This window comes from Aeromonas sp. 3P (genome assembly GCF_051919745.1).
In the GTDB taxonomy this organism is placed as follows: Bacteria; Pseudomonadota; Gammaproteobacteria; order Enterobacterales; family Aeromonadaceae; genus Aeromonas; species Aeromonas veronii.
This window is the reverse complement of record NZ_JBQBED010000001.1, coordinates 1,639,987-1,665,530: the sequence shown is the minus strand read 5'-3', so window position 1 is coordinate 1,665,530 and position 25,544 is coordinate 1,639,987. Positions and strand designations below refer to the sequence as shown.

At 59.6% G+C, this 25,544-nt stretch carries 22 protein-coding genes; 12 read left to right on the top strand and 10 right to left on the bottom strand.

Translation table 11 applies throughout. The features are described from left to right. The first annotated feature begins 69 nt into the window (after window positions 1–69). The 8 genes from ACTG19_RS07370 to accA all read left to right on the top strand — a co-directional run bounded on the left by ACTG19_RS07370 (window position 70) and on the right by accA (window position 9,214). Entirely contained in the window at window positions 70–582 is a 513-nt protein-coding gene (locus ACTG19_RS07370; protein ID WP_005338563.1) for an OmpH family outer membrane protein, read from the top strand. Window positions 583–585: 3 nt separating this feature from the next. Continuing rightward, a complete protein-coding gene (gene lpxD, locus ACTG19_RS07365) occupies window positions 586–1,605 on the top strand; it encodes a UDP-3-O-(3-hydroxymyristoyl)glucosamine N-acyltransferase (protein ID WP_005338561.1) in 1,020 nt (339 codons plus the stop codon). Window positions 1,606–1,629: 24 nt separating this feature from the next. Then, window positions 1,630–2,091, top strand: a complete 462-nt coding sequence (gene fabZ / locus ACTG19_RS07360) for a 3-hydroxyacyl-ACP dehydratase FabZ (protein ID WP_005338559.1) — start codon at window positions 1,630–1,632, stop codon at window positions 2,089–2,091. A gap of 5 nt (window positions 2,092–2,096) precedes the next feature. Then, window positions 2,097–2,888 carry an acyl-ACP--UDP-N-acetylglucosamine O-acyltransferase gene (gene lpxA, locus ACTG19_RS07355; protein WP_005338557.1) on the top strand — a complete coding sequence of 264 codons (792 nt, stop codon included), beginning with the start codon at window positions 2,097–2,099 and terminating at the stop codon, window positions 2,886–2,888. Continuing rightward, entirely contained in the window at window positions 2,881–4,020 is a 1,140-nt protein-coding gene (lpxB, locus tag ACTG19_RS07350; protein WP_040098041.1) for a lipid-A-disaccharide synthase, read from the top strand. Before lpxA ends, lpxB begins: the two co-directional genes overlap by 8 nt. Window positions 4,021–4,139: 119 nt before the next feature. Beyond that, window positions 4,140–4,730 (top strand): ribonuclease HII, encoded by a 591-nt coding sequence (gene rnhB / locus ACTG19_RS07345; RefSeq protein ID WP_042055124.1) that lies wholly within the window; start codon window positions 4,140–4,142, stop codon window positions 4,728–4,730. A gap of 38 nt (window positions 4,731–4,768) precedes the next feature. Continuing rightward, on the top strand, window positions 4,769–8,248 hold the full coding sequence (gene dnaE, locus ACTG19_RS07340; RefSeq protein ID WP_439988930.1) for a DNA polymerase III subunit alpha: 3,480 nt from the start codon (window positions 4,769–4,771) through the stop codon (window positions 8,246–8,248). Between the two features lie 15 nt (window positions 8,249–8,263). Beyond that, on the top strand, window positions 8,264–9,214 hold the full coding sequence (gene accA, locus ACTG19_RS07335; protein ID WP_005338549.1) for an acetyl-CoA carboxylase carboxyl transferase subunit alpha: 951 nt from the start codon (window positions 8,264–8,266) through the stop codon (window positions 9,212–9,214). A 286-nt stretch (window positions 9,215–9,500) separates the two neighbouring features. On the opposite strand, the gene ACTG19_RS07330 is transcribed toward accA, so the two are convergent. Together ACTG19_RS07330 and tal are read right to left on the bottom strand one after the other, a co-directional pair. Further along, window positions 9,501–9,683: a DUF3545 family protein gene (locus tag ACTG19_RS07330; RefSeq protein WP_005338547.1), complete on the bottom strand. Its 183-nt coding sequence runs from the start codon at window positions 9,681–9,683 to the stop codon at window positions 9,501–9,503. Window positions 9,684–9,843: 160 nt separating this feature from the next. Continuing rightward, window positions 9,844–10,794, bottom strand: coding sequence for a transaldolase (gene tal / locus ACTG19_RS07325; protein WP_005338545.1), 951 nt, complete (start codon window positions 10,792–10,794; stop codon window positions 9,844–9,846). A 701-nt stretch (window positions 10,795–11,495) separates the two neighbouring features. On the opposite strand from tal, the gene ACTG19_RS07320 reads away from it, so the two are divergent. Further along, complete coding sequence (locus ACTG19_RS07320; RefSeq protein ID WP_013724018.1) at window positions 11,496–12,926, top strand: alanine/glycine:cation symporter family protein; 1,431 nt, start codon at window positions 11,496–11,498, stop codon at window positions 12,924–12,926. A gap of 62 nt (window positions 12,927–12,988) precedes the next feature. Here the strand turns inward: ACTG19_RS07320 and ACTG19_RS07315 are convergent, their stop codons facing one another. The 3 genes from ACTG19_RS07315 to ACTG19_RS07305 are packed head-to-tail and all read right to left on the bottom strand — an operon-like array spanning window position 12,989 to window position 16,912. Further along, window positions 12,989–15,001, bottom strand: coding sequence for a transglutaminase TgpA family protein (locus tag ACTG19_RS07315; protein WP_113738977.1), 2,013 nt, complete (start codon window positions 14,999–15,001; stop codon window positions 12,989–12,991). Continuing rightward, window positions 14,988–15,983 carry a DUF58 domain-containing protein gene (locus ACTG19_RS07310; RefSeq protein ID WP_113738976.1) on the bottom strand — a complete coding sequence of 332 codons (996 nt, stop codon included), beginning with the start codon at window positions 15,981–15,983 and terminating at the stop codon, window positions 14,988–14,990. Before ACTG19_RS07310 ends, ACTG19_RS07315 begins: the two co-directional genes overlap by 14 nt. Then, complete coding sequence (locus ACTG19_RS07305) at window positions 15,983–16,912, bottom strand: AAA family ATPase (protein ID WP_419178067.1); 930 nt, start codon at window positions 16,910–16,912, stop codon at window positions 15,983–15,985. The genes ACTG19_RS07310 and ACTG19_RS07305 overlap by 1 nt, the downstream gene beginning before the upstream one ends. Window positions 16,913–17,268: 356 nt before the next feature. On the opposite strand from ACTG19_RS07305, the gene ACTG19_RS07300 reads away from it, so the two are divergent. The 3 genes from ACTG19_RS07300 to dtpB all read left to right on the top strand — a co-directional run bounded on the left by ACTG19_RS07300 (window position 17,269) and on the right by dtpB (window position 21,639). After that, the gene (locus tag ACTG19_RS07300) at window positions 17,269–18,441 is read left to right on the top strand and encodes an MFS transporter (protein ID WP_113738975.1); all 1,173 of its coding nucleotides are present in this window, start codon (window positions 17,269–17,271) and stop codon (window positions 18,439–18,441) included. A gap of 18 nt (window positions 18,442–18,459) precedes the next feature. Next, entirely contained in the window at window positions 18,460–19,422 is a 963-nt protein-coding gene (gene yidZ, locus ACTG19_RS07295; protein WP_113738974.1) for an HTH-type transcriptional regulator YidZ, read from the top strand. A gap of 711 nt (window positions 19,423–20,133) precedes the next feature. Next, window positions 20,134–21,639 (top strand): dipeptide/tripeptide permease DtpB, encoded by a 1,506-nt coding sequence (dtpB, locus tag ACTG19_RS07290; RefSeq protein WP_439988929.1) that lies wholly within the window; start codon window positions 20,134–20,136, stop codon window positions 21,637–21,639. A 60-nt stretch (window positions 21,640–21,699) separates the two neighbouring features. Here the strand turns inward: dtpB and ruvX are convergent, their stop codons facing one another. The 5 genes from ruvX to ACTG19_RS07265 form a co-directional block, all read right to left on the bottom strand. Continuing rightward, a complete protein-coding gene (gene ruvX / locus ACTG19_RS07285) occupies window positions 21,700–22,122 on the bottom strand; it encodes a Holliday junction resolvase RuvX (RefSeq protein ID WP_005343821.1) in 423 nt (140 codons plus the stop codon). A 43-nt stretch (window positions 22,123–22,165) separates the two neighbouring features. Next, window positions 22,166–22,720 carry a YqgE/AlgH family protein gene (locus tag ACTG19_RS07280; protein WP_005349793.1) on the bottom strand — a complete coding sequence of 185 codons (555 nt, stop codon included), beginning with the start codon at window positions 22,718–22,720 and terminating at the stop codon, window positions 22,166–22,168. Window positions 22,721–22,922: 202 nt separating this feature from the next. Beyond that, a complete protein-coding gene (gshB, locus tag ACTG19_RS07275) occupies window positions 22,923–23,873 on the bottom strand; it encodes a glutathione synthase (protein ID WP_159158357.1) in 951 nt (316 codons plus the stop codon). Window positions 23,874–23,987: 114 nt separating this feature from the next. After that, window positions 23,988–24,719 carry a 16S rRNA (uracil(1498)-N(3))-methyltransferase gene (gene rsmE, locus ACTG19_RS07270; RefSeq protein WP_005343824.1) on the bottom strand — a complete coding sequence of 244 codons (732 nt, stop codon included), beginning with the start codon at window positions 24,717–24,719 and terminating at the stop codon, window positions 23,988–23,990. A gap of 118 nt (window positions 24,720–24,837) precedes the next feature. Beyond that, window positions 24,838–25,542, bottom strand: coding sequence for an endonuclease (locus tag ACTG19_RS07265; RefSeq protein WP_113738972.1), 705 nt, complete (start codon window positions 25,540–25,542; stop codon window positions 24,838–24,840). Window positions 25,543–25,544 lie beyond the last annotated feature (2 nt).

The following is a 25,544-nucleotide window of genomic DNA, read 5'->3' as shown; positions in this document are numbered from 1 at the left end:
CGGTCCTAACGCCGCTTGCATAATCGGGTAAATCAGGTAGCCCTCGCCATGAGGGAACAAGGAGTAAGTGTGAATAAAGCGTTGAAAGTAGCTGGTTTGAGCTTTGCACTGATGGCTGCCGGCATGGGTTCTGCCTTCGCTGAGACCAAGATCGCCGTGGTCGACATGGGCGAAGTCTTCCAAAAGCTGCCCCAGCGTGAAGCCGTTGCAGCCAAGCTGAAAGGTGAATTCGAGCCGCGCATGCGTGAGCTGCAGAAGCTGGAACAGGAAGGCCAGAAGCTGGTCGAGAAGTTCCGCAAGGATGAAGCCTTCATGAGCGCCGAGCAGAAGAAGCAGAACCAGGAGAAGCTGGCCAAGCTGCAGATGGAGTTCAACCAGAAGCGTCAAGCCTTTGAGCAGGACAACGGCCGCCGTCAGTCCGAAGAGCGCAACAAGATCCTGACCAAGGTGCAGGCTGCCATCGATTCCATCGCCAAGAGCAATGGTTACGATCTGGTGCTGGAGCGCAATGCCGCCCCGTATGCCGCCAGCAAGCTGGACATCTCCGGCCAGGTTATTTCTCAGGTAAGCAAGAGCAACTAATTGATGGCATTCACTCTCGCACAGCTGGCCCAGCAACTGGGGGCCCAGGTCCATGGCGACGGAACCCTGGAAATCCGCAAGGTAGCGACACTGGAAAAGGCCGGGGAGGGGGATATCACCTTCCTGTCCAACAAGAAGTACCGACATTATCTGGAGCAGAGCAAGGCGACCGCCGTGCTCATTACAGAAGCGGATCTGCCATTTTGTCCCACCAATGCCCTGGTGCTCAAAGACCCCTATGTGGGCTTTGCCCGGGTAGCCCAACTGCTGGACACTACCCCGCAGCCGGCCACGGATATTCATCCGAGTGCCGTTATCGCGGCTGATGTGCAACTGGGCGAGAGAGTGGCCATCGGCGCCAATGCAGTGATCGAATCCGGCGTCGTGCTGGGTGACGATGTACGCATTGGCCCAGGCTGTTTTGTTGGCAAAAATACCCGGCTGGGAGCCCGCTCCCGGCTGTGGGCCAACGTCACCCTCTATCACAATGTGACCATGGGTACCGACTGTCTGGTTCAATCCGGCACAGTGATCGGGGCCGATGGTTTCGGTTACGCCAACGAGCGTGGCGAGTGGATCAAGATCCCCCAGCTCGGCGGTGTGACCATTGGCAACCGGGTCGAGATCGGTGCCTGTACCACCATTGACCGCGGTGCGCTGGAAGATACCCGCATCGCAGACAACGTCATCATCGACAACCAGTGCCAGATCGCCCACAACGTGGAGATCGGTTACGGCACCGCCGTGGCGGGCTCCACCGTGATGGCTGGTAGTCTCAAGGTCGGCAAATACTGTATCATTGGCGGCGCTTCCGTCTTTAACGGGCATATGGAGATCTGCGACCAGGCCACCGTTACCGGTATGGCCATGGTGATGCGACCCATTACCGAGCCCGGTGTCTACTCTTCCGGCATCCCTCTGCAAACCAATAAAGAGTGGCGCAAGACCGCCGCCCGGGTGATGCGTATCGAAGAGATGCACAAGCGGTTAAGCAAGCTTGAGAAGAAGCTGGATCAAGAATAATCACGATTGGTATAGGGTACTGTTTTGACTACTGAAAAGAAGAGCCTGGGTATCCAGGAAATCATGGATCTGCTGCCCCACCGTTATCCGTTTCTGATGGTGGATCGTGTAGACGACTACGAGATCAGCGATGAGCGCAAAACTCTGCGCGCCATCAAGAACGTCTCGTTCAACGAGCCGATCTTCCAGGGGCACTTTCCGGCCAAGCCGGTGTTCCCGGGTGTACTGATCCTGGAAGCGATGGCACAGGCCACCGGTATCCTGGCCTTTACCATGGTGGGCAAGCCGTCTCCCAACGAACTCTACTATTTTGCCTCAATCGACAACGCTCGTTTCAAGCGCCCAGTCGGCCCCGGTGATCAACTGGTGCTCGACGTGGAGTTCCTGAAAGAGCGTCGCGGTATTGCCAAGTTCACCGGTGTCGCCACCGTCGACGGTGAAGTGGTCTGTACCGCCGAGCTGATGTGCGCCAAACGCGAGGTTTAACACACGTGATCGACCAGACTGCCATCATTCACGATACTGCCATCGTCCATGAGTCTGCCGTGATCGGTAAAGGGGTTGAAATCGGCCCCTTTTCTGTCATCGGCGCCGAGGTGGAAATCGGTGACAACACCTGGGTAGGTTCCCATGTGGTGATCAAGGGGCCGACCAAGATTGGTCGCGGCAACAAGATCTTCCAGCACACCTCCATCGGTGAGGATTGCCAGGACAAGAAGTACGCCGGTGAGCGCACCTTCCTCGAAATTGGCGACAACAACGTCATTCGCGAGAACTGCACCTTCCACCGTGGCACCATTCAGGATCAATCCCTGACCAAGGTCGGCAGCGGCAACCTGTTCATGGTCAACGTTCATGTTGCCCACGACTGCATCATCGGTGACAACTGCATCTTCGCCAACAACGCGACCCTGGCGGGCCACGTGGTGATCGGTGACTTCGTGATCTTTGGTGGTCTCTCCGCCATTCACCAGTTCGGCCGCGTCGGTTCCCACGCCTTCGTCGGTGGCTGCGCCGCCCTGAACAAGGACGTGCCGCCCTACGTGATGGCCGCCGGCAACTACGCCAAGCCGTTCGGGGTCAACTCCGAAGGTCTGCGTCGCCGCGGTTTCAGCGCCGAGGCCATCTCTGCCGTCAAGCGTGCCTACAAAGAGATCTTCCGTTCCGGCAAGACCATCGAAGAGGTGCTGCCGGTGCTGATCGAGATGGCGCAAGCCGAACCGGCCGTCCAGCTCTATGTGGACTTCCTCAAAGATAACGAGCGCGGGATCATCCGTGCCTGATCCGGTTCGTATCGGTATCGTCGCCGGAGAAGTCTCCGGCGACATTCTGGCTGCCGGTCTGGTGCGCGAGCTGCAAGCCCGTTACCCGGATGCGCAGTTCGAAGGGATCGCCGGGCCGCGGATGCAGGCCCTCGGCGTCAAGGCCCTGTTCGAGATGGAAGAGCTCTCCGTCATGGGGATTACCGAGGTGCTGGGCCGTCTGCCGCGCATTCTCAAGGTCCGTCGCGAACTGTTGCGCCACTTTATTGCCAATCCACCCGATATCTTCATCGGCGTGGATGCACCGGATTTCAATATCGGAGTGGAGCTGAAACTGCGCCGCGCCGGTATCAAGACGGTTCACTATGTCAGCCCCTCGGTATGGGCCTGGCGCCAGAACCGCATTCACAAGATCAAGGCCGCCACCGACATGGTGCTCGCCTTCCTGCCCTTCGAGAAAGCCTTCTACGACCGCTTCGATGCCCCTTGCCGTTTTGTCGGTCACACCATGGCGGATGATATTCCGTTGGTGCCGGATCAGGCAGCCGTGCGTCGCAATCTCGGTATCGATGCCAATCGCCGCTGGCTGGCAGTGCTGCCGGGCAGCCGCACCGCAGAAGTGGGGTTTATGTCCCCCCTGTTTCTCGAGGCGTGCAAACACCTGACGGTGCGCTATCCGGATCTCGGCTTCATCGTGCCGCTGGTCAACCAGAAACGGCGCGAGCAGTTTATGGCCATCAAGGCCGAGGTAGCGCCGGGTCTCGACATGGTGCTGCTGGAAGGGCAGGGCCGCGAGGCGATGATCGCCGCCGACGTGGTGATGCTGGCCTCCGGCACTGCGGCGCTCGAAGCCATGCTGGTGAAAAAACCGATGGTGGTGGGTTACAAACTCAAGCCCTTCAGCTATTGGCTGGCCCAGCGACTGGTGAAGACCGAATTTGTCTCTCTGCCCAACCTGCTTGCCGGTCGCATGCTGGTGCCGGAACTCATCCAGCACGAGTGCACCCCGGAGAATCTGGTGGAAGAGGTGAGCAAGTACTTCGAGCACGACAACAGTGCGCTGGTCAACACCTTCACCGAGCTGCACCAGCTGATCCGCTGCAATGCCGACTCGCAGGCTGCCGATGCGGTGGCGGATCTGCTCGGCAGATAACGCTATTTCGGACCGTCGATTGCGCCGCGCAGCCCGTTAATCCGTTTTCCGAGCGGTGATGCCGCGCCAGTCGACCCCTGTCAGGCCCCACGGGGCCTGTTTTGATTCAAGGCTACAAGATGATGATCGATATTCCTGACGACAAGCTGGTTGCCGGTGTGGACGAAGTGGGCCGTGGCCCCCTGGTGGGTGACGTGGTCACCGCTGCGGTCATTCTCGATCCCGCCAATCCGATTGCCGGGCTGGCTGACTCCAAGAAGCTCTCTGAGAAGAAGCGGCTGGCGCTGTTTGACGAGATCAAAGAGAAAGCGCTCGCCTGGGCCATCGGTCGCGCCACTCCGGAGGAGATCGACGAGCTCAACATCCTGCATGCCACCATGCTGGCGATGCAGCGCGCCGTGGCGGGACTGAAGGTCACCCCCGAGCTGGTCTTTATCGATGGCAACCGTTGCCCTGCATTGCCGATGGAAGCGCGCGCTGTGGTCAAGGGCGATAGCCTGGTGGCCGCCATCAGCGCCGCCTCGATCCTCGCCAAGGTGACCCGAGATGCGGAGATGACCGAGCTGGACAGCCGTCATCCCGAGTATGGTTTTGCCCGCCACAAGGGCTATCCGACTGCGGAGCATCTCGCCATTCTGGCCGAGCGCGGCCCGTTGCCCGAATATCGCAAGAGCTTCAAACCGGTGCGCCGCGCACTGGGGATCGAGTAGACCATGCCATTTAGTTTGAGCAGCGAGAGGAGATGACGATGGCTGACCCCCGTTTTATCCACCTGCGAGTCCACTCCGACTTCTCCATGGTCGATGGCCTGCAGAAGATCAACCCCATCGTCGGGGCGGCGGCGGCCAACAACATGCCGGCGCTGGCGCTGACCGATCAGATGAACATGTGTGGTCTGGTGCGCTTCTATGGCGCAGCCCACGGCAAGGGGATCAAACCCATCGTCGGTGCCGACTTCTGGGTGCAGAGCGATGAGCTCGGCGACGAGCAGTTCCGTCTCACCCTGCTCGCTATGGATAACGACGGCTACCAGAACATCACCCTGCTTATTTCCCGCGGTTACCAGCGCGGCCACGTGCAGGGGCGTCCGGTTATCGACAAGAGCTGGCTCGCCGAGCATGCCAAGGGGGTGATCGTCCTCTCCGGCGGGCGCGAGGGGGATGTGGGCAAGTTCCTGCTCAAGGGCAACCGGCAGATGACCGAGCAGTGCGTCGCCTTCTATCAGACCCACTTCCCCGATGCCTACTACCTCGAGCTGCTGCGCACCGGTCGACCCGACGAAGAGGTCTACCTGCACATGGCGGTGGCCATCGCCACCGAGTTCGAGCTGCCTGTGGTCGCCACCAACGAGGTGGTGTTCCTCAACGCCGATGACTTCGACGCCCACGAGATCCGGGTCGCCATCCACGATGGCTATACCCTGATGGACAAACGCCGCCCCCGTCGCTACAGCCCCCAGCAGTACCTGCGCAGTCAGGAGGAGATGGCCGAGCTGTTTGCCGACATTCCCGAAGCGCTGGAAAACACGGTGGAGATCGCCAAGCGCTGCAACGTGACGGTGCGTCTTGGCGAGTACTTCCTGCCCAACTTCCCGACTGGCGACATGACTACCGAAGATTTTCTGGTGGCCAAGTCGAAAGAGGGTCTGGAGGAGCGTCTCGAGTTTCTGTTCCCGGATCCGGCGGTGCGGGCCGAGCGCCGTCCCGAGTATGACGAGCGTCTCGATGTCGAGCTGAAAGTGATCAACCAGATGGGCTTCCCGGGTTACTTCCTCATCGTGATGGAGTTTATCCAGTGGTCCAAGGACAACGGCATCCCCGTTGGTCCGGGCCGGGGGTCGGGGGCGGGCTCTCTGGTGGCCTACGCTCTCAAGATCACCGACCTGGATCCGCTGGAATTTGACCTGCTGTTCGAACGTTTCCTGAACCCCGAGCGGGTATCCATGCCCGACTTCGACGTCGACTTCTGCATGGACCGACGCGACGAGGTTATCGAGCACGTCTCCGACATGTATGGCCGGGATGCGGTCTCCCAGATCATCACCTTCGGTAGCATGGCGGCCAAGGCAGTAGTGCGGGACGTGGGCCGGGTGCTGGGCCACGCTTACGGCTTTGTGGATCGTATCTCCAAGCTGATCCCGCCGGATCCGGGCATGACGCTTGCCAAGGCATTCGAGGCCGAGCCCAAGCTGCCCGAGCTCTACGAGCAGGATGAGGAGGTCAAAGACCTCATCGACATGGCTCGCCGGCTGGAAGGGGTGGTGCGCAACGCTGGTAAACACGCCGGTGGCGTGGTGATCGCACCCACCAAGATCACCGACTTTGCGCCGCTCTACTGCGATGATGAGGGCCATCACCCGGTCACCCAGTTTGACAAGAACGATGTGGAATACGCCGGTCTGGTGAAGTTCGACTTCCTGGGTCTGCGCACTCTCACCATCATCGACTGGGCGCTCGGTATGATAAACCCGCGTCTTGTCAAAGAGGGCAAGCCGCCGGTCGATATCGCCGCCATCCCCATCGATGACAAGAAGTCGTTCGACCTGCTCCAGCGCTACGAGACCACGGCGGTATTCCAGCTCGAATCTCGCGGCATGAAGGATCTCATCAAGCGGCTGCGCCCCGACTGCTTCGAAGACATGATCGCACTGGTGGCCCTGTTCCGACCGGGCCCGCTCCAGTCAGGCATGGTGGATAACTTCATCGACCGCAAGCACGGCAATGAAGCGATCTCCTATCCGGACGAGAAGTGGCAGCACGAGAGCCTGAAACCGATTCTGGAACCGACCTACGGCATCATCCTCTATCAGGAGCAGGTGATGCAGATCGCCCAGACCCTGGCGGGCTATACGCTGGGTGGCGCGGACATGCTGCGCCGTGCCATGGGTAAGAAAAAGCCCGAGGAGATGGCCAAGCAGCGGGCTGGTTTCGAGGAGGGCGCCGTCAAGAATGGCGTCGACGGCGAACTGGCGATGAAGATCTTCGATCTGGTGGAGAAGTTTGCGGGCTACGGCTTTAACAAATCCCACTCCGCCGCCTATGCGCTGGTCTCCTACCAGACCCTCTGGCTCAAGACCCACTTCCCGGCCGAGTTCATGGCGGCGGTGATGACCGCCGACATGGACAACACCGACAAGATCGTGACCCTGGTGGACGAGTGCCAGCGCATGGGGCTCACCGTGATACCGCCGGATGTGAACACAGGCCGCTATCGCTTCTCGGTCAACGAGGACGGTCACATCGTCTACGGCATAGGCGCGGTGAAAGGGGTCGGCGAAGGCCCCATAGATGCGATTCTCAGCGCGCGGGATCAGGACGGCCCGTTCCGCGATCTGTTCGACTTCTGCAACAGAGTCGACATCAAGAAGCTCAACAAGCGGGTGATGGAAAAACTCATCCTCTCCGGCGCCATGGACCGACTGGGCCCCCACCGCGCGGCGCTGATGGCGACGCTGGAGGAGGCGATGCGTGCCGCCGAGCAGCACGCCAAGGCGCAGGCGGTGGGGCAGGTCGACATGTTCGGCGTGCTCACCGAAGAGATTGACGACGTCAAGAAGGCGTTTGCCAACGTGCCGCACTGGCCTGACAAGGTGTGGTTGGAAGGGGAGCGCGAGACCCTCGGGCTCTATCTCACCGGCCACCCCATCAACCAGTACAGCAGCGAATTGCGTCGTTATACCTCGGGTCGCCTGTGCGATCTGCATCCCACCTCCCGCGATACCGTGACCACGGCGGCGGGGCTGGTGATTGCGGCTCGCAGCATGGTGACCAAGCGTGGCAACAAGATGGGGATCTTCACCCTGGACGACCGTTCCGGTCGCCTCGATGTGACCCTGTTCAGTGAAGCGCTGGAAAAATATGAAGAATTGATGCAAAAAGACCGCATTTTGGTGGTTTCTGGACAGGTCAGCTTTGATGACTTCTCCGGTGGCCTTAAAATGTCGGCTCGAGAATTACTGGATATCAACGATGCGAGGGAGCGTTTTGCCAGAGCAATCCGCATCTCCCTCGATGAACAGCGGATTGATGATCGCTTTTTCCCGCGTTTGTGCGAGATTTTGGAGCCCGCCCGTGCCGGAGTCTGTCCGGTTCAGGTAAACTATCGTCGCCCCGGCTCCCGGGTGCGATTGACGCTCGGTACCGAGTGGCGGGTGACGCCCACCGATCAACTGATAGATGACTTGCGAGTCCTGCTTGGACGAGAGCGGGTTGAATTGGTTTTTGATTAGAGGTTCTAAGGCCCTATGAGTCTTTTTCTGGATTTTGAACAGCCGATTGCCGAGTTGCAGGCGCAGATTGATGAACTCAAACATGTGAGTGAAGGCAATCACGCCGTGGATCTGAAAGACGAGATCCGCCGGCTGGAGAAGAAAAACGAAGAGCTGACCAAGAAGATCTTCGGTGATCTGGGTGCCTGGCAGGTATCCCAGATGGCGCGTCATCCCCAGCGCCCCTACACCTTTGACTATATCGAGCATATCTTCACCGATTTTGACGAGTTGGCTGGCGATCGCGCCTATGCCGATGACAAGGCTATCGTCGGCGGCATCGCCCGTCTCGACGGTGAGCCGGTGATGGTGATTGGTCACCAGAAGGGTCGCGAGACCAAAGAGAAGATCAAGCGCAACTTCGGTATGCCGCGTCCGGAAGGATACCGCAAGGCCCTGCGTCTGATGGAGATGGCCGAGCGCTTCAAGATGCCGATCATCACCTTTATCGACACTCCGGGCGCTTACCCCGGCGTCGGTGCCGAAGAGCGTGGCCAGTCCGAAGCGATTGCCCGCAACCTGAAAGTGATGGCCGGTCTGACCGTGCCGGTGGTCTGCACCGTGATCGGTGAGGGCGGCTCAGGTGGTGCGCTGGCAATCGGCGTGGGTGACCGCGTCAACATGCTGCAGTACTCCACCTACTCCGTCATCTCGCCGGAAGGGTGTGCCTCCATCCTGTGGAAGAGCGCCGACAAGGCTTCTGTGGCTGCCGAAGCGATGGGTATCACTGCCCAGCGTCTGAAGGAGCTCAAGCTGATCGACCACGTGATCGACGAGCCCCTCGGCGGTGCCCACCGCGATGTGGAGAAGATGGCCAAAAACCTCAAGGCCCGCATCAAGCAGGATCTGGACGCTCTGCGTCCGCTCGATACCGAGCAACTGCTGGAGCAGCGTTACCAGCGTCTGCTGGGCTACGGCTACTGCTAAGCGCAGCCGTCAGCCCCGAGTGTTCAGGCCCCCGTCAGCGACGGGGGCTTTTTATTGCTGATGACTTGTCTTGCGATGTTTGCCCCAACGCGCCCTGAAACGGCGCAGGTCTGCATTCGTGGGTGTGGGGCAGGGTTGGTATGCCACGCTGTTGGTGATGACTGTCATTAGCCCGCTGCATCCTGTGGCATCGTTAGCGGTGGCATGACAAGCCACTTGATCATCCGATTGCGGCATAAAAAAGCGCCCCGGCTGTGCGGAGCGCTTTTACAGTTGTCTGGCAGTATTACAGTTCAATCTCGTCTGTAAGACCTTCATAGGCGATATCGATGGATTGCAGCTCCTTCTGCAGGCGATGTTTGTCTTTCAACGCCTCGATTTCACGCCATTTACGTTTTTTTCCCGTTGTCCCGCGGCTACGCGAACCGAGTTCAACCACCTCGTCATAATCGAAGTTGAACATTTCCATGGCTCCCTCCTTGGTTTTTATCGTTTTCACCACCCGTATAACATAACGAATCTGAAATTAAAACGTTTTCGTGACGACTCTATGACAGCGCTAAAAAAGCCCATGAAAAAAAACCGGGCCCCTTGGTAGGGGCCCGGTTTTTATCAGAAAAAAGAACTGATTACAGACGGCTTGCCAGCATGGTTTCCAGCTTGCCCTGGTCGATGGCGAACATGCGGATGCCTTCGCCCAGCTTCTCGTGAGCCATGGCATCCTGGTTCAGTTCCCAGCGGAATTCGGCTTCGGTCATCGGAGTCGGTTTGGCCTTGCGCTCACCGGTGTAGTCCAGTTTGCGTACCACGGCGCCTTCGGTCTTGCTCAGCTCTTCCAGCAGGGCCGGGCCGATGGTCAGGCGGTCGCAACCGGCCAGTTCCAGGATCTCGCCGGTATTGCGGAAGCTGGCGCCCATCACGACAGTCGGGTAGTCGTGCTGCTTGTAGTAGTTGTAGATGGAGGTGACGGAGACCACGCCCGGATCTTCGCTGGCGGTGTAATCACGGCCATTTTTGGCCTTGTACCAGTCGAGGATGCGACCCACGAACGGGGAGATCAGGAAGGCACCGGCTTCGGCACAGGCACGGGCCTGGGCGAAGGAGAACAGCAGGGTCAGGTTGCACTGGATACCCTCTTTCTCCAGTACTTCAGCGGCACGGATCCCTTCCCAGGTGGAGGCCAGCTTGATCAGAATGCGGTCGTTGCTGATACCCGCTTCGTTGTAGAGACGGATCAGCTTGCGGGCCTTGGCGATGCTGGCTTCGGTATCGAAGGAGAGGCGGGCATCCACTTCGGTAGAGATGCGGCCAGGAACGATCTTCAGCACTTCCAGACCGATGTTGACGGCCAGCTTGTCGCCCGCGTCGATGATTTGCTGTGCCTTGTCCTGGCTCTGGGCTTTGGCCCAGTTGATGGCGTCTTCGATCAGCGGAGCGTACTCGGGGATCTCGGAGGCCTTCAGAACCAGAGAGGGGTTGGTGGTGGCATCGATGGGCTGATAGCGTTTGATGGCTTCGATATCACCGGTGTCGGCAACAACAGTGGTCAGGGCTTTCAGCTGGGTTAATTTATCGGCCATAGCGAATATCATCTCTTAATGAGGGAGTAATCCCTGGGTTGCGGGCTTGAGACGGTGGTTCTGAAATAAAATTACAGGATCTTGGTGCCTCAGGCTCAGAAAAGCGCGATGGGGGCGGCCCATCGTCATTGCCTGCCTAATTAATACTGATGTGCTGCATCCTGCAATAGGGGCGCTTGGTTGTTAAACATTCAGGCTGTTGAGTCATCCCGTTTTATGGCTTGAAACTATATGATTAGTAAGGTTTTTTACATTTCATTCCGACCTCGCTCCGGTTTGCTTTCAGCTGAACTTTTTTAGCCAATATCCATATTTGTGTCGTCGATCACATAAATTATCTCGCTACGTACTTGAAATTTAATTACAGCGAAAACGTTTGGCGAAATGTCTCCGTTTGAAAGCCATTTCATGCAAGCGTTTGCGTTTTCGCATAGCTCATCAGGGATATATCAAAAAGGTTCTCTTATGGGGCTTAATGGTGGCCTGTCTGATTGAATTATTGAGTTTGTTGAAAGTTTGCGATTTAAATGGAGCTTTATGGGCTTTTACCGTTCGTTTTTTGTGTCTCGCGTGACCGGGATCACTATTCCGGGCTCTCCCGCTGTGCTAGATTCCGCCCCTTTAGCGAAACGCTAATTAAACGACAGACAGAAAACGGTCAGCGCAGACTGGCCATGGATGTGAATAACAACGAGAGAATTATGGACACCTTGATTGCGATGCTAAACGACCTGATGTGGGGAGCCGTGCTCATCTACCTGCTCATCGGGGTCGGTATCTTTTTCACCTTCCGCCTGGGTTTTATCCAGATCCGTCACTTTGGCCACATGTTTTCCGTGCTGAAAAACAGCCGTAAATCGGACAACGCAGGCATCTCCTCCTTCCAGGCCCTCTGTACCAGCCTTGCCGCTCGTGTCGGCACCGGCAACCTGGCCGGTGTGGCTGTCGCCATCTATCTGGGTGGCCCCGGCGCCATCTTCTGGATGTGGCTGATTGCCTTTATCGGCATGGCGACCGCCTTCGTCGAAAGCACCCTTGCCCAGCTCTACAAGGTCAAGGATGAGGATGGCAACTACCGTGGTGGCCCGGCCTACTACATGGAGAAAGGCCTTGGCATGCGCTGGATGGGGGTGGTCTTCTCGCTCTGTCTGATCCTGGCATTTGGCCTTGTGTTCAACGCGGTGCAGGCCAACTCCATCAGTCTGGCGATGAAGGTGGCGTTTGGCATTCCTGACTGGGTCAGCGGTCTGGCGCTGGTGGCTCTCTCCGGCCTGATTATCTTCGGCGGCATTCGTGGCATCGCCCGTTTTGCCGAGCTGGTGGTGCCCTTTATGGCGCTGGCCTACATTCTGCTGGCGCTGGTCATTGTAGCGATGAACATTACCGAGTTGCCCCATGTCTTCATGCTGATCATCAAGTCCGCCTTCGGGATTGAGCAGGCAGGCTCGGGTGCGCTCGGTTATGCCATCTCCCAGGCGATGATCAACGGTATCAAGCGCGGTCTCTTCTCCAACGAAGCAGGGATGGGCTCTGCGCCCAACGCCGCGGCTACTGCCACTCCCTATCCGCCGCACCCGGCCTCTCAGGGTTATGTGCAGATGCTGGGGGTCTTTATGGACACCATCGTCATCTGCAGCTGTACCGCCGCCATCATCCTGATGTCCGGTCAGTTTGAGCCGGGATCCGGCGTGACCGGTGTCGAGCTGACCCAGCGGGCGCTATCCTCCCAGATTGGCAGCGGTGGCAACATCTTCATTGCGGCGGCCATCTTCTTCTTCGCCTTCACCTCTATCGTGGCGAACTACTCCTATGCCGAGACCAATCTGGTGTTCCTCGAGCACAACCACAAGGGTGGCCTGATGCTGTTCCGAGTGTTCGTGCTGGGGATGGTGATGTTCGGTGCCGTGGGTGAGCTGCCGATCGTGTGGGCGATGGCGGATGTCTCCATGGGTCTGATGGCCATCGTCAACCTGGTGGCGATCCTGTTGCTTTCCAGCGTTGCCATCAAGCTGGCGAAGGATTACAACGACCAGCTCCGGCTGGGCAAGGTGCCCACCTTCGATGCCAACAAATACCCCGAGATCCGCTCCCAGCTGGAAGAGGGGATTTGGGACAATCCGACCAAAAAGTAACAAGCGGTGAATCAAACCTCTTGATTAAAACCTGAAGGGGGAGCCGGTGGCTCCCCCTTCTTTTATCGCGCACTCGTTGGCTGTTGATCCCAGCGCTGGGCGAGCTGTCTGACACGCCGTCGTAACTGGCGCCAGCAGCGCCCTTGTTGCCGTTCGTTGAGGGGGGCATAACGCCAACTGCGATAGAGCCAGGCCGCCTGCAACAAGGGGTGGGCAAGGTCGGGACGCAGCCGTGCCAGCCGCTCGCACCATGCCCCCATGCTCTCGGCGGGCTGGGGTGGATAGCCACTGCGTTTGCCCCGTTTGAGCAAGGGCTGCCAGATACGCCGCTCTGGCGGCAGGCGGGCGGGCAACTGCAGGGGCAGGCTCACCAGCAGGGCGACCAGCATCAGGCTGGCGAGGATCAACCAGGGGGTGTGCCCCGCCAGTGCAGGCCAGCGCAGACTGATTTGCTGCCAGAGCTGGCCCGCATCGTAACCAATCACCCAGCGACTCCACTGGTAGTCGATATTGTTGCCCCACCAGCGCAGTTGATTGAGCAGAGCCCAGTTGCGATAACGCTGCAAAGCGAGCGGGTCGGCAGCGGTAAACTCGTCGCTCAGCGCCTCCCTCACGCCGCCTTCAATGCGCTCCGGTGCCACTGCCGCCGTGGGGTCGATTCGCTGCCACTTTCCCCCTTCATCGAGATACTCCACCCAGGCATGAGCATCGAACTGGTGTACCGCCAGATAGTTGCCCGTGGGATTCCACTCGCCGCCGAGATAACCGGTGACCAGCCGTGCCGGAATGCCGGCAGCGCGCAGCACGAAAGCGGTCGCCATGGCGTAGTGGCCGCAAAAGCCCTGCTTGGTATCGAACAGGAACTCATCCACTCCGTCACGGCCAAGTTGTGGCGGGGTCAGGGTGTAGTAATAGGATTGGCTGCGAAACTGCGCGAGCAGGGCGGCGACCAGCTCTGCGCGATCCGGATGGCGTGTGGCCAGCCCTTGGCCATGGGCGCGCGCTCTCGGGTTGCCTCCGGCTGGCAGTTGCTGGTTGCGCTGGGCAGCTTGGTGGTCATCCTCGGGCAGCGCTTCGCCACGGCCAATGCGATAGCGGATCGCCACCTCGCCGCTCCCCTGCCGATAGAGGGTGTCGAGAGGGGTAAGCAGCACAGGGCCCGCCAGCAGACGCGGTTCACTCAGGGCAAAGGCCCAGCGGTGGCGCTGGGGCTCGGCGATCACCTCGTAGCTCCCGGCTGGCAACGGGCTATCTGCCAGTTGAGTGTTGGCCTGAGAAGATGCCAGAAGGGTGAGCCCGGTCTGCACCGGCACTGTCTGCTGCCATGCTTTGACCTCGGGGCTCAGCAACCAGCGCTGGCCATCGAAAACTTCTTGGCGCATCACCGGAAAGTAGCGCTCGCGGGCAGGGGGCGGGCCATCGGCAAAAGTGACCCGAAACGCCAGTTCCGAGGAGTTGACCAGTTCGCTGATATCGCCGGGGGCCAGCTCTTCCGAGAGCCCCGACAGGGCGCGGCTGGTGGTGGGCATCTGCCAGAGGGGCGGGAGCCTTGGCAGCAGCAAAAACAGAGTGATAAGCAGGGGAAGCGCCAGCAGCAGGCCACCGCCCGCGCTGCGCCATGGCCTTTTCTGCTCGGGTGCAATGGCGGCCACCAGTGTGGTCACTGCCAGCCAGAGCGCCACTGCCATCCCGACTGCCCAGCCGATGCTTTGTCGCTGCACCAGTGCCAGCGCGATGAGAAAGAAGGCGAGCAGCAGCACCTGCTCGATATCCCGCTCGCGCCGCACTTCTATCATCTTCAGGCTATAGCCGAGCCAGAGCAGATTGATCAGGGCTGGCAGGGTGCCCAATGTGCGCCACTGCAACCCCAGCAACAGCACAGTGGTGATGGCCAGCAGTGCCAACCAGTGGGCAGGCAGGGGCGGCCAGCCGCGCCACAGCATCATGGCCCGGACGCCAAGGGTTGCGGCGCTTACCGCCACCACCCAGAGCTGCAACTGGGGCCAGAGCGCCGCGACCAGCAGCAGCTGTTGCAGGGCGATGAGTGGCAGCAGGCGGCGGTTATTTAGCAGCATCCTGCGTGCTCTTCGGTGGTGTGGCATCGAACTGGGCCAGTGCCAGCAGGCAGCGCTGCACAAAGGCGGCACCGCTATCGGGCCCCAGCGTCTGGTTTGCCAGCGTCAGGGTGAAGGGGATGCCCCGCTTGCCGTAATCGGCGCACCACCAGGCCAGCACCGCCAGCCGCTGCTCCAGATCCCCACCCGCGATCCGCTGCAACATAAGGTGAGTGTCATCCTGCTGCGGTTCATGGAACTGCTTGGTCAGCAGGCCGCGCCCCTGGGCAAGTTGCTTCCAGGCGACTCGGCTCAGTGGCTCACCGGCCTGATGTGTCCGCAGGGTATCAAAGTCACCGAGGGGAGCTGGCGCGGGCTGGCCCTGATGCCCCTCGCTTTGGGTCGCATGCTCCCCTCTTAGTGCCCCGAACGCCGGTTTGGGGGCGAGCCAGCCCTCCAGTTGCAAGTCCAGCAGGGACCAGCAGCGAAACAGGCCGAGAGGGTAGCGGCTCTCGACCCGCAATCGACCAAGGGGCAGTGGCCCGCGGCGCGAGCCCGATACTGGCAGGATAACTGTGCGGGGCACAGCGTCGGCCTGGGCCAGCCAGAGGCTGCCTTCGTTGAGGTTAAACCGGAGCGCCTGCACCGGGCGAGGGCTCTGCACCAAGATACGGATAGGTAGCTGGCTACCCGCTTCCCCCAGCACTGGCGGGCCACCCAGCAGCGCCAGCCCCAGCAGATTGCGGTGGGTGAGCCACATGGCTGCCATAAACAGGCTGCCGAGGCAGTAGGCTACCAGCAGCACCAGATTGTTCTGGTAATTGGTGCCGAGCAGATAGATGGCGAGCAGCACCAGCAGATAGAGCAGTCCCATGCGGGTAGGGAGGATAAAGAGGCTGCGGGTAGCCAGCGTGATCTGGCGGGCCGGGGGAATGCGGCGGTCGAGCCAGCGTCGCTGCCAGCGGGCACGCCACTGCTGCCAGCGGGTGAACAAGGTGCTCATCAGGGATTGTCCGGATCGACCCTGGCCAGCAGCCGCTGGCTAAGGGGACAGGCTTCGCCGTGCTGCACGCCAAAGCTGCCCCGCAGCCGATGCTCGGCCACATAGGGGAAGACCGCCTGCACATCCTCCACCGTGACAAAGCGCCGCCCGGCAACCAGCGCCCAGGCCCGGCTCACCGCCAGCAAGGTCTGGGCTGCCCGGGGGGAGAGGGGCTGTGGCAGATCCCCATCAAAGCGGCTCTGGTGCACCAGCGCCAGCAGGTAGTCGAGGGTGGCATCGGAAACATGGATAGCATCACCTTCCGCTTGCAGGGCAGTCAGCTCGGCGGCATTCAGCATGGCGGGCAACGGGCCAGTCGGCTGGTGGCCGCGCAGCAACTGGCGCTCCGCCTCTCGCGGCGGAAAACCCAGTGAGAGTCGCACGGCGAAGCGGTCGAGTTGGGACTCTGGCAGTGGATAGGTGCCCGCCTGATCCGCCGGGTTCTGGGTGGCGATGACGAAAAACGGATCGGGGAGGGGATGCGTATTCCCCTCAATGCTCACCTTGCCCTCTGCCATCGCCTCCAGCAGGGCGCTTTGTACTTTGGGGCTGGCGCGGTTGATCTCGTCCGCCAGCAGTACCTGGGTGAAGATGGGGCCGGGGTGAAAGCGAAATGTTTGCTGCTGGGGGTCAAAGATCTGCAACCCCAGCAGGTCGGCGGGGAGCAGATCGGCGGTGAACTGCATGCGCCGGCATGCCAGCCCCAGTACCTGTGCCAGCGCGTGGGCCAGGGTGGTTTTGCCCATACCGGGCAGATCCTCGATCAGCAGATGACCGCGCGCCAGCAGGGTCACCAGCGCGATTTTCAGTTGCAGCGGCTTGCCCAGAATGGCTTGCTCCAGTGCTGACAGCAGCCCGGCAATCTGCTCTTCTCTCTCCATTCCCTTCATACACATTTCCTGTATTGCGTCGCACCTACAGCTTATACGCCCGCAAGAGCGAAGGCAGATAACAGACGGGCGGTAAAAGTGCTGCGCAGGGATGGCTATGAGCGGGTGGTGACCCGGTTTATTGCTGAGTCTGCTCGATTCAATATGGCCGCTATGGCACGTAACTCAATACAATATTTCCTGATTGGAATGTACCGATCGCCATCTCTTCACTAGGTGAGGGCGCTGGGCGCCCATATAGTTGCCCCATTGCGACGCGCTGTGTTGCTACCTTTGTCACCACCTTGGCCCCGCCACTGTTCGCCTGTCGCTGTGATCTGGCAGGCATCGGCACGCCAATCAGTTATGGAGCATCCATGCCTGTATTCCTGTTGTGCACTTTTCTGATGATCATCCTCTATCCGGTCGGGATCGATCTCTATCTGGTCGCTGTGCCCCAGATTGCCGATACCCTGCAGGCGAGCGAGGCGCAGATCCATACCGCCTTCTCCATCTATCTGTTCGGTATGGCGGCGACCGTGCTGCTGGGCGGGATGATTGCCGATCGCTACGGGCGGCGCTGGGTGGTGCTCGGTGGCGCGCTGATTTTTGTCCTCGCCTCGCTGGTGGCAGGCAGCGCAGAGGGGATAAGTCAGTTCTATTTCGGCCGTTTCTGGCAGGGAGTCGGGGCGGGGGCGCTCTATATCATGACCTTTACCGTGCTGCGGGACGTGCTGAGTCAGGAGCGGCTGGCGATGGCGCTCTCGATGATCAACGGGGTGATCTGCGTGATCCCGGTGCTGGCGCCGGTGCTCGGTTACCTCATCCTGTCCCATTTTGATTGGCGCGGGATCTTCGTGGCGATGGCGCTGGTGGCGGCTGTCAGCGGTCTTGTCAACCTGCTGCTGCTCAAAGAGACCCGTCCGGCGCGGCAACCGGGCAGTGGCGCGGGGCAACCCTTTGTCCTGCTGCGCTCGCCGCGCTTTATGTTGCTATCCCTGCTGACCAGTGCCAGCGTGACCGCCATTCTGGTCTATGTCAGCGTCTCGCCGCTGATCCTGATGAAGGAGTTTGGCTTCACCACCGAGCAGTACTCCATCGTGATGATGGTGATGGCCGGCGTGAGTATGTCCACCTCCTTCCTGACGCCGCTGCTGTTGCGCTGGCTGGGCAAACAGAAAGTTCTGGCGCTGTCTCATCTCTCCTATCTGCTGGCGGCATGCTCACTGATCGGCAGCTGGCAGACGGGGGGCGATATCCATCTGCTGCTGCCGGGATTTACACTGGTCTGTGTCGGCTTCTCCTGTGGCTTCGGGGTGGCGATGGGGGAGGCGCTCGATGGTTGTCAGCACAATGTGGCGTTTGCCAGCGCCGTGCTCTGCATCATGCAGATCAGCCTTTCCGGCCTCTACATCTGGCTGTTGGGTCAACTTGGCTTTGCTCCAACCGAGATGCTGACTTATGCCCTGTTGCTGGCACTGCTCAGTTATCTGGCGGTTAAAGGGCTGGTACCATGGCTCGCGCTTCGTGAAGCGCGGTCGCAGGGCTGATGGAAGATGAGAGGGGATATGCGCAATCTGGGTGAGCTCGATTTAAACCTGTTGGTGGTTTTCAAGTACCTGATGCAGGAGCGCAGTGTGGCAGGGGCTGCCAAAAAGCTCTGTGTCACTCCGTCGGCGGTGAGCAAGTCTCTGGCCAAATTGCGGGAGTGGTTTGACGATCCCCTGTTTGTGCGGGTGCGGCAGGGGTTGCAGCCCACCAACCTCTCCCTGACTCTGGAGGAGGAGCTGAAGGTCTGGTTCCAGCTCACCGACAGCATCACCTCGCTCAATAGCGAGGCGATCCCCGACGGTGCCCGCTTCACGTTGGTGATGGAGTCCCCCTTCTACATCAGCTTCCTGAGCGATCTGCCCATGACCATCTACCAGAAGTACCCCAACTCTGTGGTCAGGATGCTGGGGTGGGATCACCACTCCCTCAACGACATCGTCAATGGCGATGCAGATCTCGGCTTTTGTGCCCGCGAGACCCATGGCCGCTCCCAGGCCAAGGTCAACCGCTTGCCCTACTACATCGATCACGAGGTGCTGTTCACCGATCGCCCGGTGGTGTTCCTGCGCAAGGATCACCCTCTGCTGGAGCAGAAGTGGTCGCTGGAGAATTTTCTGGCCTGCCCCCAGATCAGCATGGTGTGGGAGGCGAACGATACCTGGGCCCTCGACAGTCTGCTGGAGGACGAGGGGCTGAAGCGGGAGGTGCCCATCATGGTCTCAAGCTTCGAGCAGGCGCTGCATATTGCCTCCCAGTCGAGCCACGAACTGATTGCGGTGGCTCCTTCCTACTGCGGTGGTTATGCCAGTCGGCATCACGGCAATCTGATCGCCATGCCGCTGCCGCTCCCCGAGAAGCTCTACGCCCAGCTGGAGATCGCCTTCATCTTGCTGTGGCACAAGCGGCATAATCAGGATGCCAAGGTGATGTGGCTGCGCAACGAGATCCGGCGACTCTACAACGATGAATCGCCACGCTAATGTGGTCGTGACGGTGCCCATCGATCAGCCGGAGCCATCTGCTCCGGCTTTTTGTTGTCGTATCGCCCGGATGAGTGGGCTTTTGCACGACTTAAGTGCCGAGTTCGGGTTCAAGCTGTGTGCCATTCAACTCTCTTTATGCACAGATTGGCCTTGGTTGCACGTCTCGAGTGAAGCTCTTTTCACGAAAAAAATTCATGTGGTTTCATTAGAAAACTTCACTGATGGTCACTTTTAAAGTGTGATCGACCATTAAGTTCCTGTATTTGCAGTGATATAGCATGACCCCCCTTGGAATGGCGGGGTTAGATAGCGCCTGCGTAGGTGACTGCCAGTAGAGGGCAGCGTGAGCCAGCCCCACAGGTCGTCTGTGGCCATATCATGCCCCGGCTATCTGGCCACCAGCCATGAGTGACGGAGCAGAGGGGAATAAGCATCAAGGTTGATAAACCGGCTTGAGTAAAGGGATGCAGCAAAGGTAGAACCCGGAGCCGGTAACTGTACTGGGAGACGCCACTCACCATCCCCCGATAACCCGTAATTGAAACCGGCTAGATGAAAAACACCTTTCATCGAACGGGGCCCGTGCACCCGAAAATAGCCAGATTGGCAGGCTGACTGTACTCCCCGTAATGGCAATGACGGACGAAAAAATAGTGCGGCAGCCACCACCAGATTAATAAAAATAAATCTCAGCAAAGGCAGGTTGATATGCGTCCAGCAACAGCACCGACTGGGTTGTTACAACAACCCAAACCCTTCTTTATGATATTTTTCGTCGAACTCTGGGAGCGCTTCGGTTATTACGGCGTGCAGGGGATCCTGGCAGTTTTCTTTGTACAGCAACTGGGTTTTTCCCAGGAGCAGTCGTTTATCACCTTCGGCGCTTTCTCGGCGCTGGTGTATGGCCTTATCTCGATTGGTGGTTATGTTGGCGACCATATTCTCGGGACCAAGCGCACCATGGTGCTGGGGGCTATCGTGTTGGTGGTCGGTTATTTTATGACCGGCCTGTCGATCTACAATCCTGACCTGATTTTCTATGCGCTCGGTACCATCGCGGTCGGCAACTGCCTGTTCAAGGCCAACCCGGCAAGTCTGCTCTCCAAATGTTATGCCCCGAAAGATCCGCGGCTGGATGGGGCTTTTACCCTCTTCTACATGTCGATCAATATCGGCTCGCTTATTTCCCTCTCGCTCGCGCCGGTAATTGCCGATCACTACGGCTATACCGTGACCTATAACCTGTGCGGGGTGGGGCTGATTATTGCGCTGCTTACCTTCTTTGCCTGCCGCAATATGGTCAAGGATATTGGCTCCGCGCCGGATCACCTGCCACTTAATTACAGCAAGCTGCTGCTGGTTATATTGGGCTCGGTAGCCATGGTCTTCTTTTGCGCCTGGCTGATGCACCACGTGGTGATCGCCAACATGGTGCTGATGACGGTGACCATCGCCGTGGTGATCTTCTTCTTCCGCGAGGCGTTCAGGCTCGACACTGCGGGCCGCAACAAGATGTATGTGGCCTTCGTGCTGATGCTGGAGGCGGTGCTCTTCTATGTGCTGTATGCCCAGATGCCGACGTCTCTGAACTTCTTTGCCATCAACAACATGCACCACGAAATGCTGGGCGTGAGCGTCAACCCCATCAGCTTCCAAGCGCTCAACCCCTTCTGGGTGGTGGTGGGTAGCCCGGTACTCGCGATGATCTATACCCGGATGGGCAGCAAGGGGCGGGATCTCACCATGCCGCTCAAGTTCACCCTCGGGATGTTCTTCTGTTCGCTGGGCTTTCTGACGGCGGCGGCATCCGGCTGGTGGTTTGCCGATGAGCAGGGGCTTACCTCCCCCTGGTTTATGGTGCTTATCTACCTGTTCCAGAGTCTGGGCGAGCTGATGATCAGTGCCCTGGGACTGGCGATGGTCGCCGCGCTGGTGCCACAACGGCTGATGGGCTTCATTCTCGGAATGTGGTTCCTGACTCAGGCGATGGCGTCCCTGCTGGGGGGCTATGTGGCGACTTTTACCGCCGTGCCGCAAGGGATGACGGATCCGCTGCAAACCTTGCCCATTTACACCGGCGTGTTTGGCAAGATCGGAATGGCGACCCTGCTGATTGCGGTGGTGATGGGGCTGATGGTGCCCTGGCTCAACCGGATGATGAATGCGACGCCGACAGAGGCCGAGGGGCTGGTCGCGGGTCAATCACAGGCGTAATGAGGGGAGGATAGTGCGAGACAAGGCAAGGGCGGCGACCCTTGCCTTGCTGTTGATGGCTTAGTTGTACTGCTCTTCCATCCAGGCTTCGACGATCAGCTGCGCCGATACTCCGTCCACACTGCCTTTTTCCAGCGCGCGATAGCCGCCTCGCTCAAACAGACGGGCGCGGGCATCTGTGGTGGTGAGTCGTTCATCCTTGAACTCCACCGGCTTGCCGAAACGGCCATGTAGCCGGTTGCCGAATTTGCGGGCCCGTACCGTGATCTCCTGATCTGTGCCATCCATGTTCAGCGGCAGACCGACCACCAGCAGGTCCGGTTGCCACTCCTTGAGCAGCTTCTCAATCTCGTCCCAGTTGGGGATGCCGTCGTTGGCCTTGAGGGCGCGCAGAGGCTGGGCTGTGCCAGTCAGCTCCTGACCGATGGCGACGCCAATGCTCTTGGTGCCATAGTCAAAGCCCATGATGCTGCGTGATGACATAACTGATAAATCCTCGAAATAGAGAGCGGAGCGGGCCAGCCGATCAGCTGTGGCCGATATCGCTGGAGAGGTGAACCGGGTTCACCCCTATGCTGGCGGCAGCTTGCTGCCAACGTTTGTGAATGGGGGTCTTGAACACCAGAGCAGGATTGGGGGGGATCACCAGCCAGGCGCCATCCACCAGCTCCTGCTCCAGCTGCCCGGCGCTCCAGCCTGCATAACCAAGGGCCACCAGCCAATGGGCAGGAGCCTCGCTCGTACCCAGGGTTTCCAGAATATCCTTGGAGGTGGTCACCATCATCTCATCCCCCACCTGCAGGGTGGAGTTGAAACCGGGGCGGAAGCTGTGCAGCACGAAGCCGCGATCGGCGTGAACCGGCCCCCCTTGCAGCACCGGCTGCTTGAGTTCCGGGTTGTTGGGCGGATTGAGCTGGAGCTGGGTCAGCATGGTTTCCAGCGACATCTCGACCGGAATGTTGACGACCAGTCCCATGGCGCCCTCTTCGTTGTGCTCGCACAGATAGACCAGCGAACGCTCGAAGTAGGGATCCGTCAGGCTTGGCATGGCAAGCAGGAAGTGATTTTGCAGTGTTTGCATAGAGGCCAAATAGTGCAAAGGTATTTGAGGTCAATTATGGCAGTTGATCCCCATGGGAAAAACCGCTTTTTGGGCTGGGCGAGATCCCGCCCCTTTCCGGATTGTCTTGAAACAGAGAGGGTGGCGCCGGGCCACCCTCTCTTTTTCCGGGCTTGTCGGGGGCGGGTTACCCCTGAACAGGCCGGCTTAGCCTTCCTGGTGATTATTTGCCCAGCCGACGCTCGATGGCATCCATCAGCATGCCGGTGATGTGCACATCGAAGGCGGCTTCAATCTCGCGAATGCAGGTCGGGCTGGTGACGTTAATCTCGGTCAGCCGATCGCCGATGATGTCGAGACCGACGAAGATGAGGCCCTTCTCTTTCAACGTCGGGCCCACCGCACGGGCGATGGCCCAGTCAGCTTCGCTCAGGGGGCGCGCTTCACCACGGCCACCGGCTGCCAGATTGCCACGGGTCTCGCCCTGCGCCGGAATGCGGGCGAGGCAGTAGGGTACCGGTTCACCGTCCACCACCAGCACCCGCTTGTCGCCATCCTTGATGGCGGGCAGATAGGTCTGCGCCATGCAGTACTGGCTGCCGTGGGCGGTCAGGGTTTCGATAATCACGCCGACGTTGGCGTCATCTTCCTTCATGCGGAAGATGGAGGCGCCGCCCATGCCGTCCAAGGGCTTCAAGATCACGTCTTTGTGCTTCGCGTGGAAGGCGCGCAGCTTGTCGGCGCGGCGGGTCACCAGCGTGGTCGGGGTGTGCTCGGCAAACCAGGCGGTGTAGAGCTTCTCGTTGGCGTCGCGCAGGCTCTGCGGCTTGTTGACGATGAGGCAACCCTCATCCTCGGCCCGCTCGAGCATGTAGGTGGCGTAGATAAATTCGGTGTCGAACGGCGGATCCTTGCGCATCAGGATCACATCGAGGTTGGAGAGGGGATGGTCCACCACCTCGCCCAGCGTGTACCAGTCGGCATAGTCATATTTGACAGTGAGCGGGCGCATGGTGCCAAAGGCGCGACCGGCTTCCATGTAGAGATCCTTCATCTCCAGATAGAAGAGCTCATAGCCGCGCTTTTGCGCCTCTTCGAGCATGGCAAAGCTGGAATCTTTCTTGATGTTGATGGCCGAGATGGGGTCCATCACGATGCCGAGTTTAATGGTCATCCGCTGTTCCTTTTTAATGGCTCGATAGGGTTGTAGGGTCGATTAGCGCAGCGTAATCGGCCGCTTGCGGCTGCGTCGATGCAGCCATGGGGCTGATTGATGCGGCCGATAGTATCAAGCGAGATCGCCAAAACGGCACTGCAGCGCAGTAATCGCCGTCAGGGCGGCAGTTTCGGTGCGCAGCACCCGCGGCCCCAGCAGCATCTCTTTGAAATCTTCCTGCACGGTACGGGCGATCTCGTCGCTCGACAATCCCCCTTCCGGGCCAATCAGCAGGCGCACCCCATGCTCGGGAACGGGCAGGGTGTTGATGCTGTACTCGGCGCGCGGGTGCAGGTTGAGCTTGAGTTCCTTGGTCTCTTCTGCCAGCCAGGCGTCCAGTTCCATCGGCATGCGCACCTCTGGCACCACGTTGCGGCCGCACTGTTCGCAGGCGCTGATCACCACCTTTTGCCACTGCTCGCGCTTCTTCTCCAAGCGGTCTGCCGGCAGCTTGACGCCACAGCGTTCGGAGAAGAGCGGGGTGATGCAGGTGACGCCCAGCTCCACCGATTTCTGGATGGTGAAGTCCATCTTGTCGCCACGGCTGATCACCTGACCGAGGTGGATGGCCAGCGGTGACTCCACCGATTGAACGTCGCAGCTGTCGATGGTCACTTCCACCGACTTCTTGCCAACGCTGGCGATGGTGGCGGGATATTGATTGCCATCGCCGTTGAACAGCTCGAGCTGCTGGCCAGGCTGCATGCGCAGCACCCGGCCGATATGGTTGGCGCCGTCTTCCGACAGGGCGATAGTCTGGCCAACTTGCAGGGTGGCCGGTTCATAGATACGTGGAATGCGCATGGCTGCTTGTCAGTCTCTTGCTTGGAAACCCTTTATATCCTGCGGCAAGCAAGGCTCACGCGGCAATAGGGAAGGGCTTCATGATAGGAGGGGTGATCCCCTCCCTGGTCAAATGGGGTTATTGGCACTGCTTTTCAATAAAGGGATTGGTATTGCCCTGCAGCTTGCCGATGCGGCGGTTGCGCTCGCACTCCCAGCCTTCTGCAGGGTACTGCCTGTCCCAAGCTTCAAACAGTTTACGCTGTTGCGCTGCCAGACGCAGCCCATACTGCTCGCTCATGTAGAGGTAGGCGCGGGCAATCTGGCCCCGCACCGGCCCCTTGGGCGGCTGTACCCGACGATCCTTGAAATCCACCAGCATCTGGCACTGGCCGTACTGATCCGGCTTGCCGTTCCAGTCGGAGAAGCGGTAGTTGGCGCGATCGCCGTTCACCTCGCCAATTGCGGGGAAGAGGTTGTGCATGTCCCCCTCCATCTTGTTGAACTCGGGGCTCGATTTTTCGCAGTTCTTGCGACCGCCATCCTGCCAGCACTGCAGCTGGTGGCCGAACTCCCAGGCGGGGACCACGTGTTCCCACTCGATGCGGGCGGCCCGCTTGGCCTGCTTGCGCGGCTCATAGCCGCAACTGGCGAGATCCGGGCTCATTTTCTTGCCCTGATAGTCGATGTCACAGCCGCAGTAGAAGGTGGTGACCGCAGGTTGGCTGCGATAGAGCTTCACCAGATCTTGCTTGGCTTCGCGAAAGGTCTGGGCGTGCAGGGGGGAGCTGAGCAGCGGTAAACCGGCCAGCAGGGTCAGGGCGAGGGAGGAGATGAAACGCATGG

Excerpts from the sequence above, each read along its gene's own strand:
- lpxD (WP_005338561.1), top strand. The coding sequence starts at position 586 with ATGGCATTCACTCTCGCACAGCTGGCCCAGCAACTGGGGGCCCAGGTC.
- rnhB (WP_042055124.1), top strand. The coding sequence starts at position 4,140 with ATGATGATCGATATTCCTGACGACAAGCTGGTTGCCGGTGTGGACGAA.
- dnaE (WP_439988930.1), top strand. The coding sequence starts at position 4,769 with ATGGCTGACCCCCGTTTTATCCACCTGCGAGTCCACTCCGACTTCTCC.
- accA (WP_005338549.1), top strand. The coding sequence starts at position 8,264 with ATGAGTCTTTTTCTGGATTTTGAACAGCCGATTGCCGAGTTGCAGGCG.
- ACTG19_RS07330 (WP_005338547.1), bottom strand. The coding sequence starts at position 9,683 with ATGGAAATGTTCAACTTCGATTATGACGAGGTGGTTGAACTCGGTTCG.
- tal (WP_005338545.1), bottom strand. The coding sequence starts at position 10,794 with ATGGCCGATAAATTAACCCAGCTGAAAGCCCTGACCACTGTTGTTGCC.
- ACTG19_RS07320 (WP_013724018.1), top strand. The coding sequence starts at position 11,496 with ATGGACACCTTGATTGCGATGCTAAACGACCTGATGTGGGGAGCCGTG.
- ACTG19_RS07315 (WP_113738977.1), bottom strand. The coding sequence starts at position 15,001 with ATGCTGCTAAATAACCGCCGCCTGCTGCCACTCATCGCCCTGCAACAG.
- ACTG19_RS07310 (WP_113738976.1), bottom strand. The coding sequence starts at position 15,983 with ATGAGCACCTTGTTCACCCGCTGGCAGCAGTGGCGTGCCCGCTGGCAG.
- ACTG19_RS07305 (WP_419178067.1), bottom strand. The coding sequence starts at position 16,912 with ATGAAGGGAATGGAGAGAGAAGAGCAGATTGCCGGGCTGCTGTCAGCA.
- ACTG19_RS07300 (WP_113738975.1), top strand. The coding sequence starts at position 17,269 with ATGCCTGTATTCCTGTTGTGCACTTTTCTGATGATCATCCTCTATCCG.
- yidZ (WP_113738974.1), top strand. The coding sequence starts at position 18,460 with ATGCGCAATCTGGGTGAGCTCGATTTAAACCTGTTGGTGGTTTTCAAG.
- dtpB (WP_439988929.1), top strand. The coding sequence starts at position 20,134 with ATGCGTCCAGCAACAGCACCGACTGGGTTGTTACAACAACCCAAACCC.
- ruvX (WP_005343821.1), bottom strand. The coding sequence starts at position 22,122 with ATGTCATCACGCAGCATCATGGGCTTTGACTATGGCACCAAGAGCATT.
- ACTG19_RS07280 (WP_005349793.1), bottom strand. The coding sequence starts at position 22,720 with ATGCAAACACTGCAAAATCACTTCCTGCTTGCCATGCCAAGCCTGACG.
- gshB (WP_159158357.1), bottom strand. The coding sequence starts at position 23,873 with ATGACCATTAAACTCGGCATCGTGATGGACCCCATCTCGGCCATCAAC.
- rsmE (WP_005343824.1), bottom strand. The coding sequence starts at position 24,719 with ATGCGCATTCCACGTATCTATGAACCGGCCACCCTGCAAGTTGGCCAG.
- ACTG19_RS07265 (WP_113738972.1), bottom strand. The coding sequence starts at position 25,542 with ATGCGTTTCATCTCCTCCCTCGCCCTGACCCTGCTGGCCGGTTTACCG.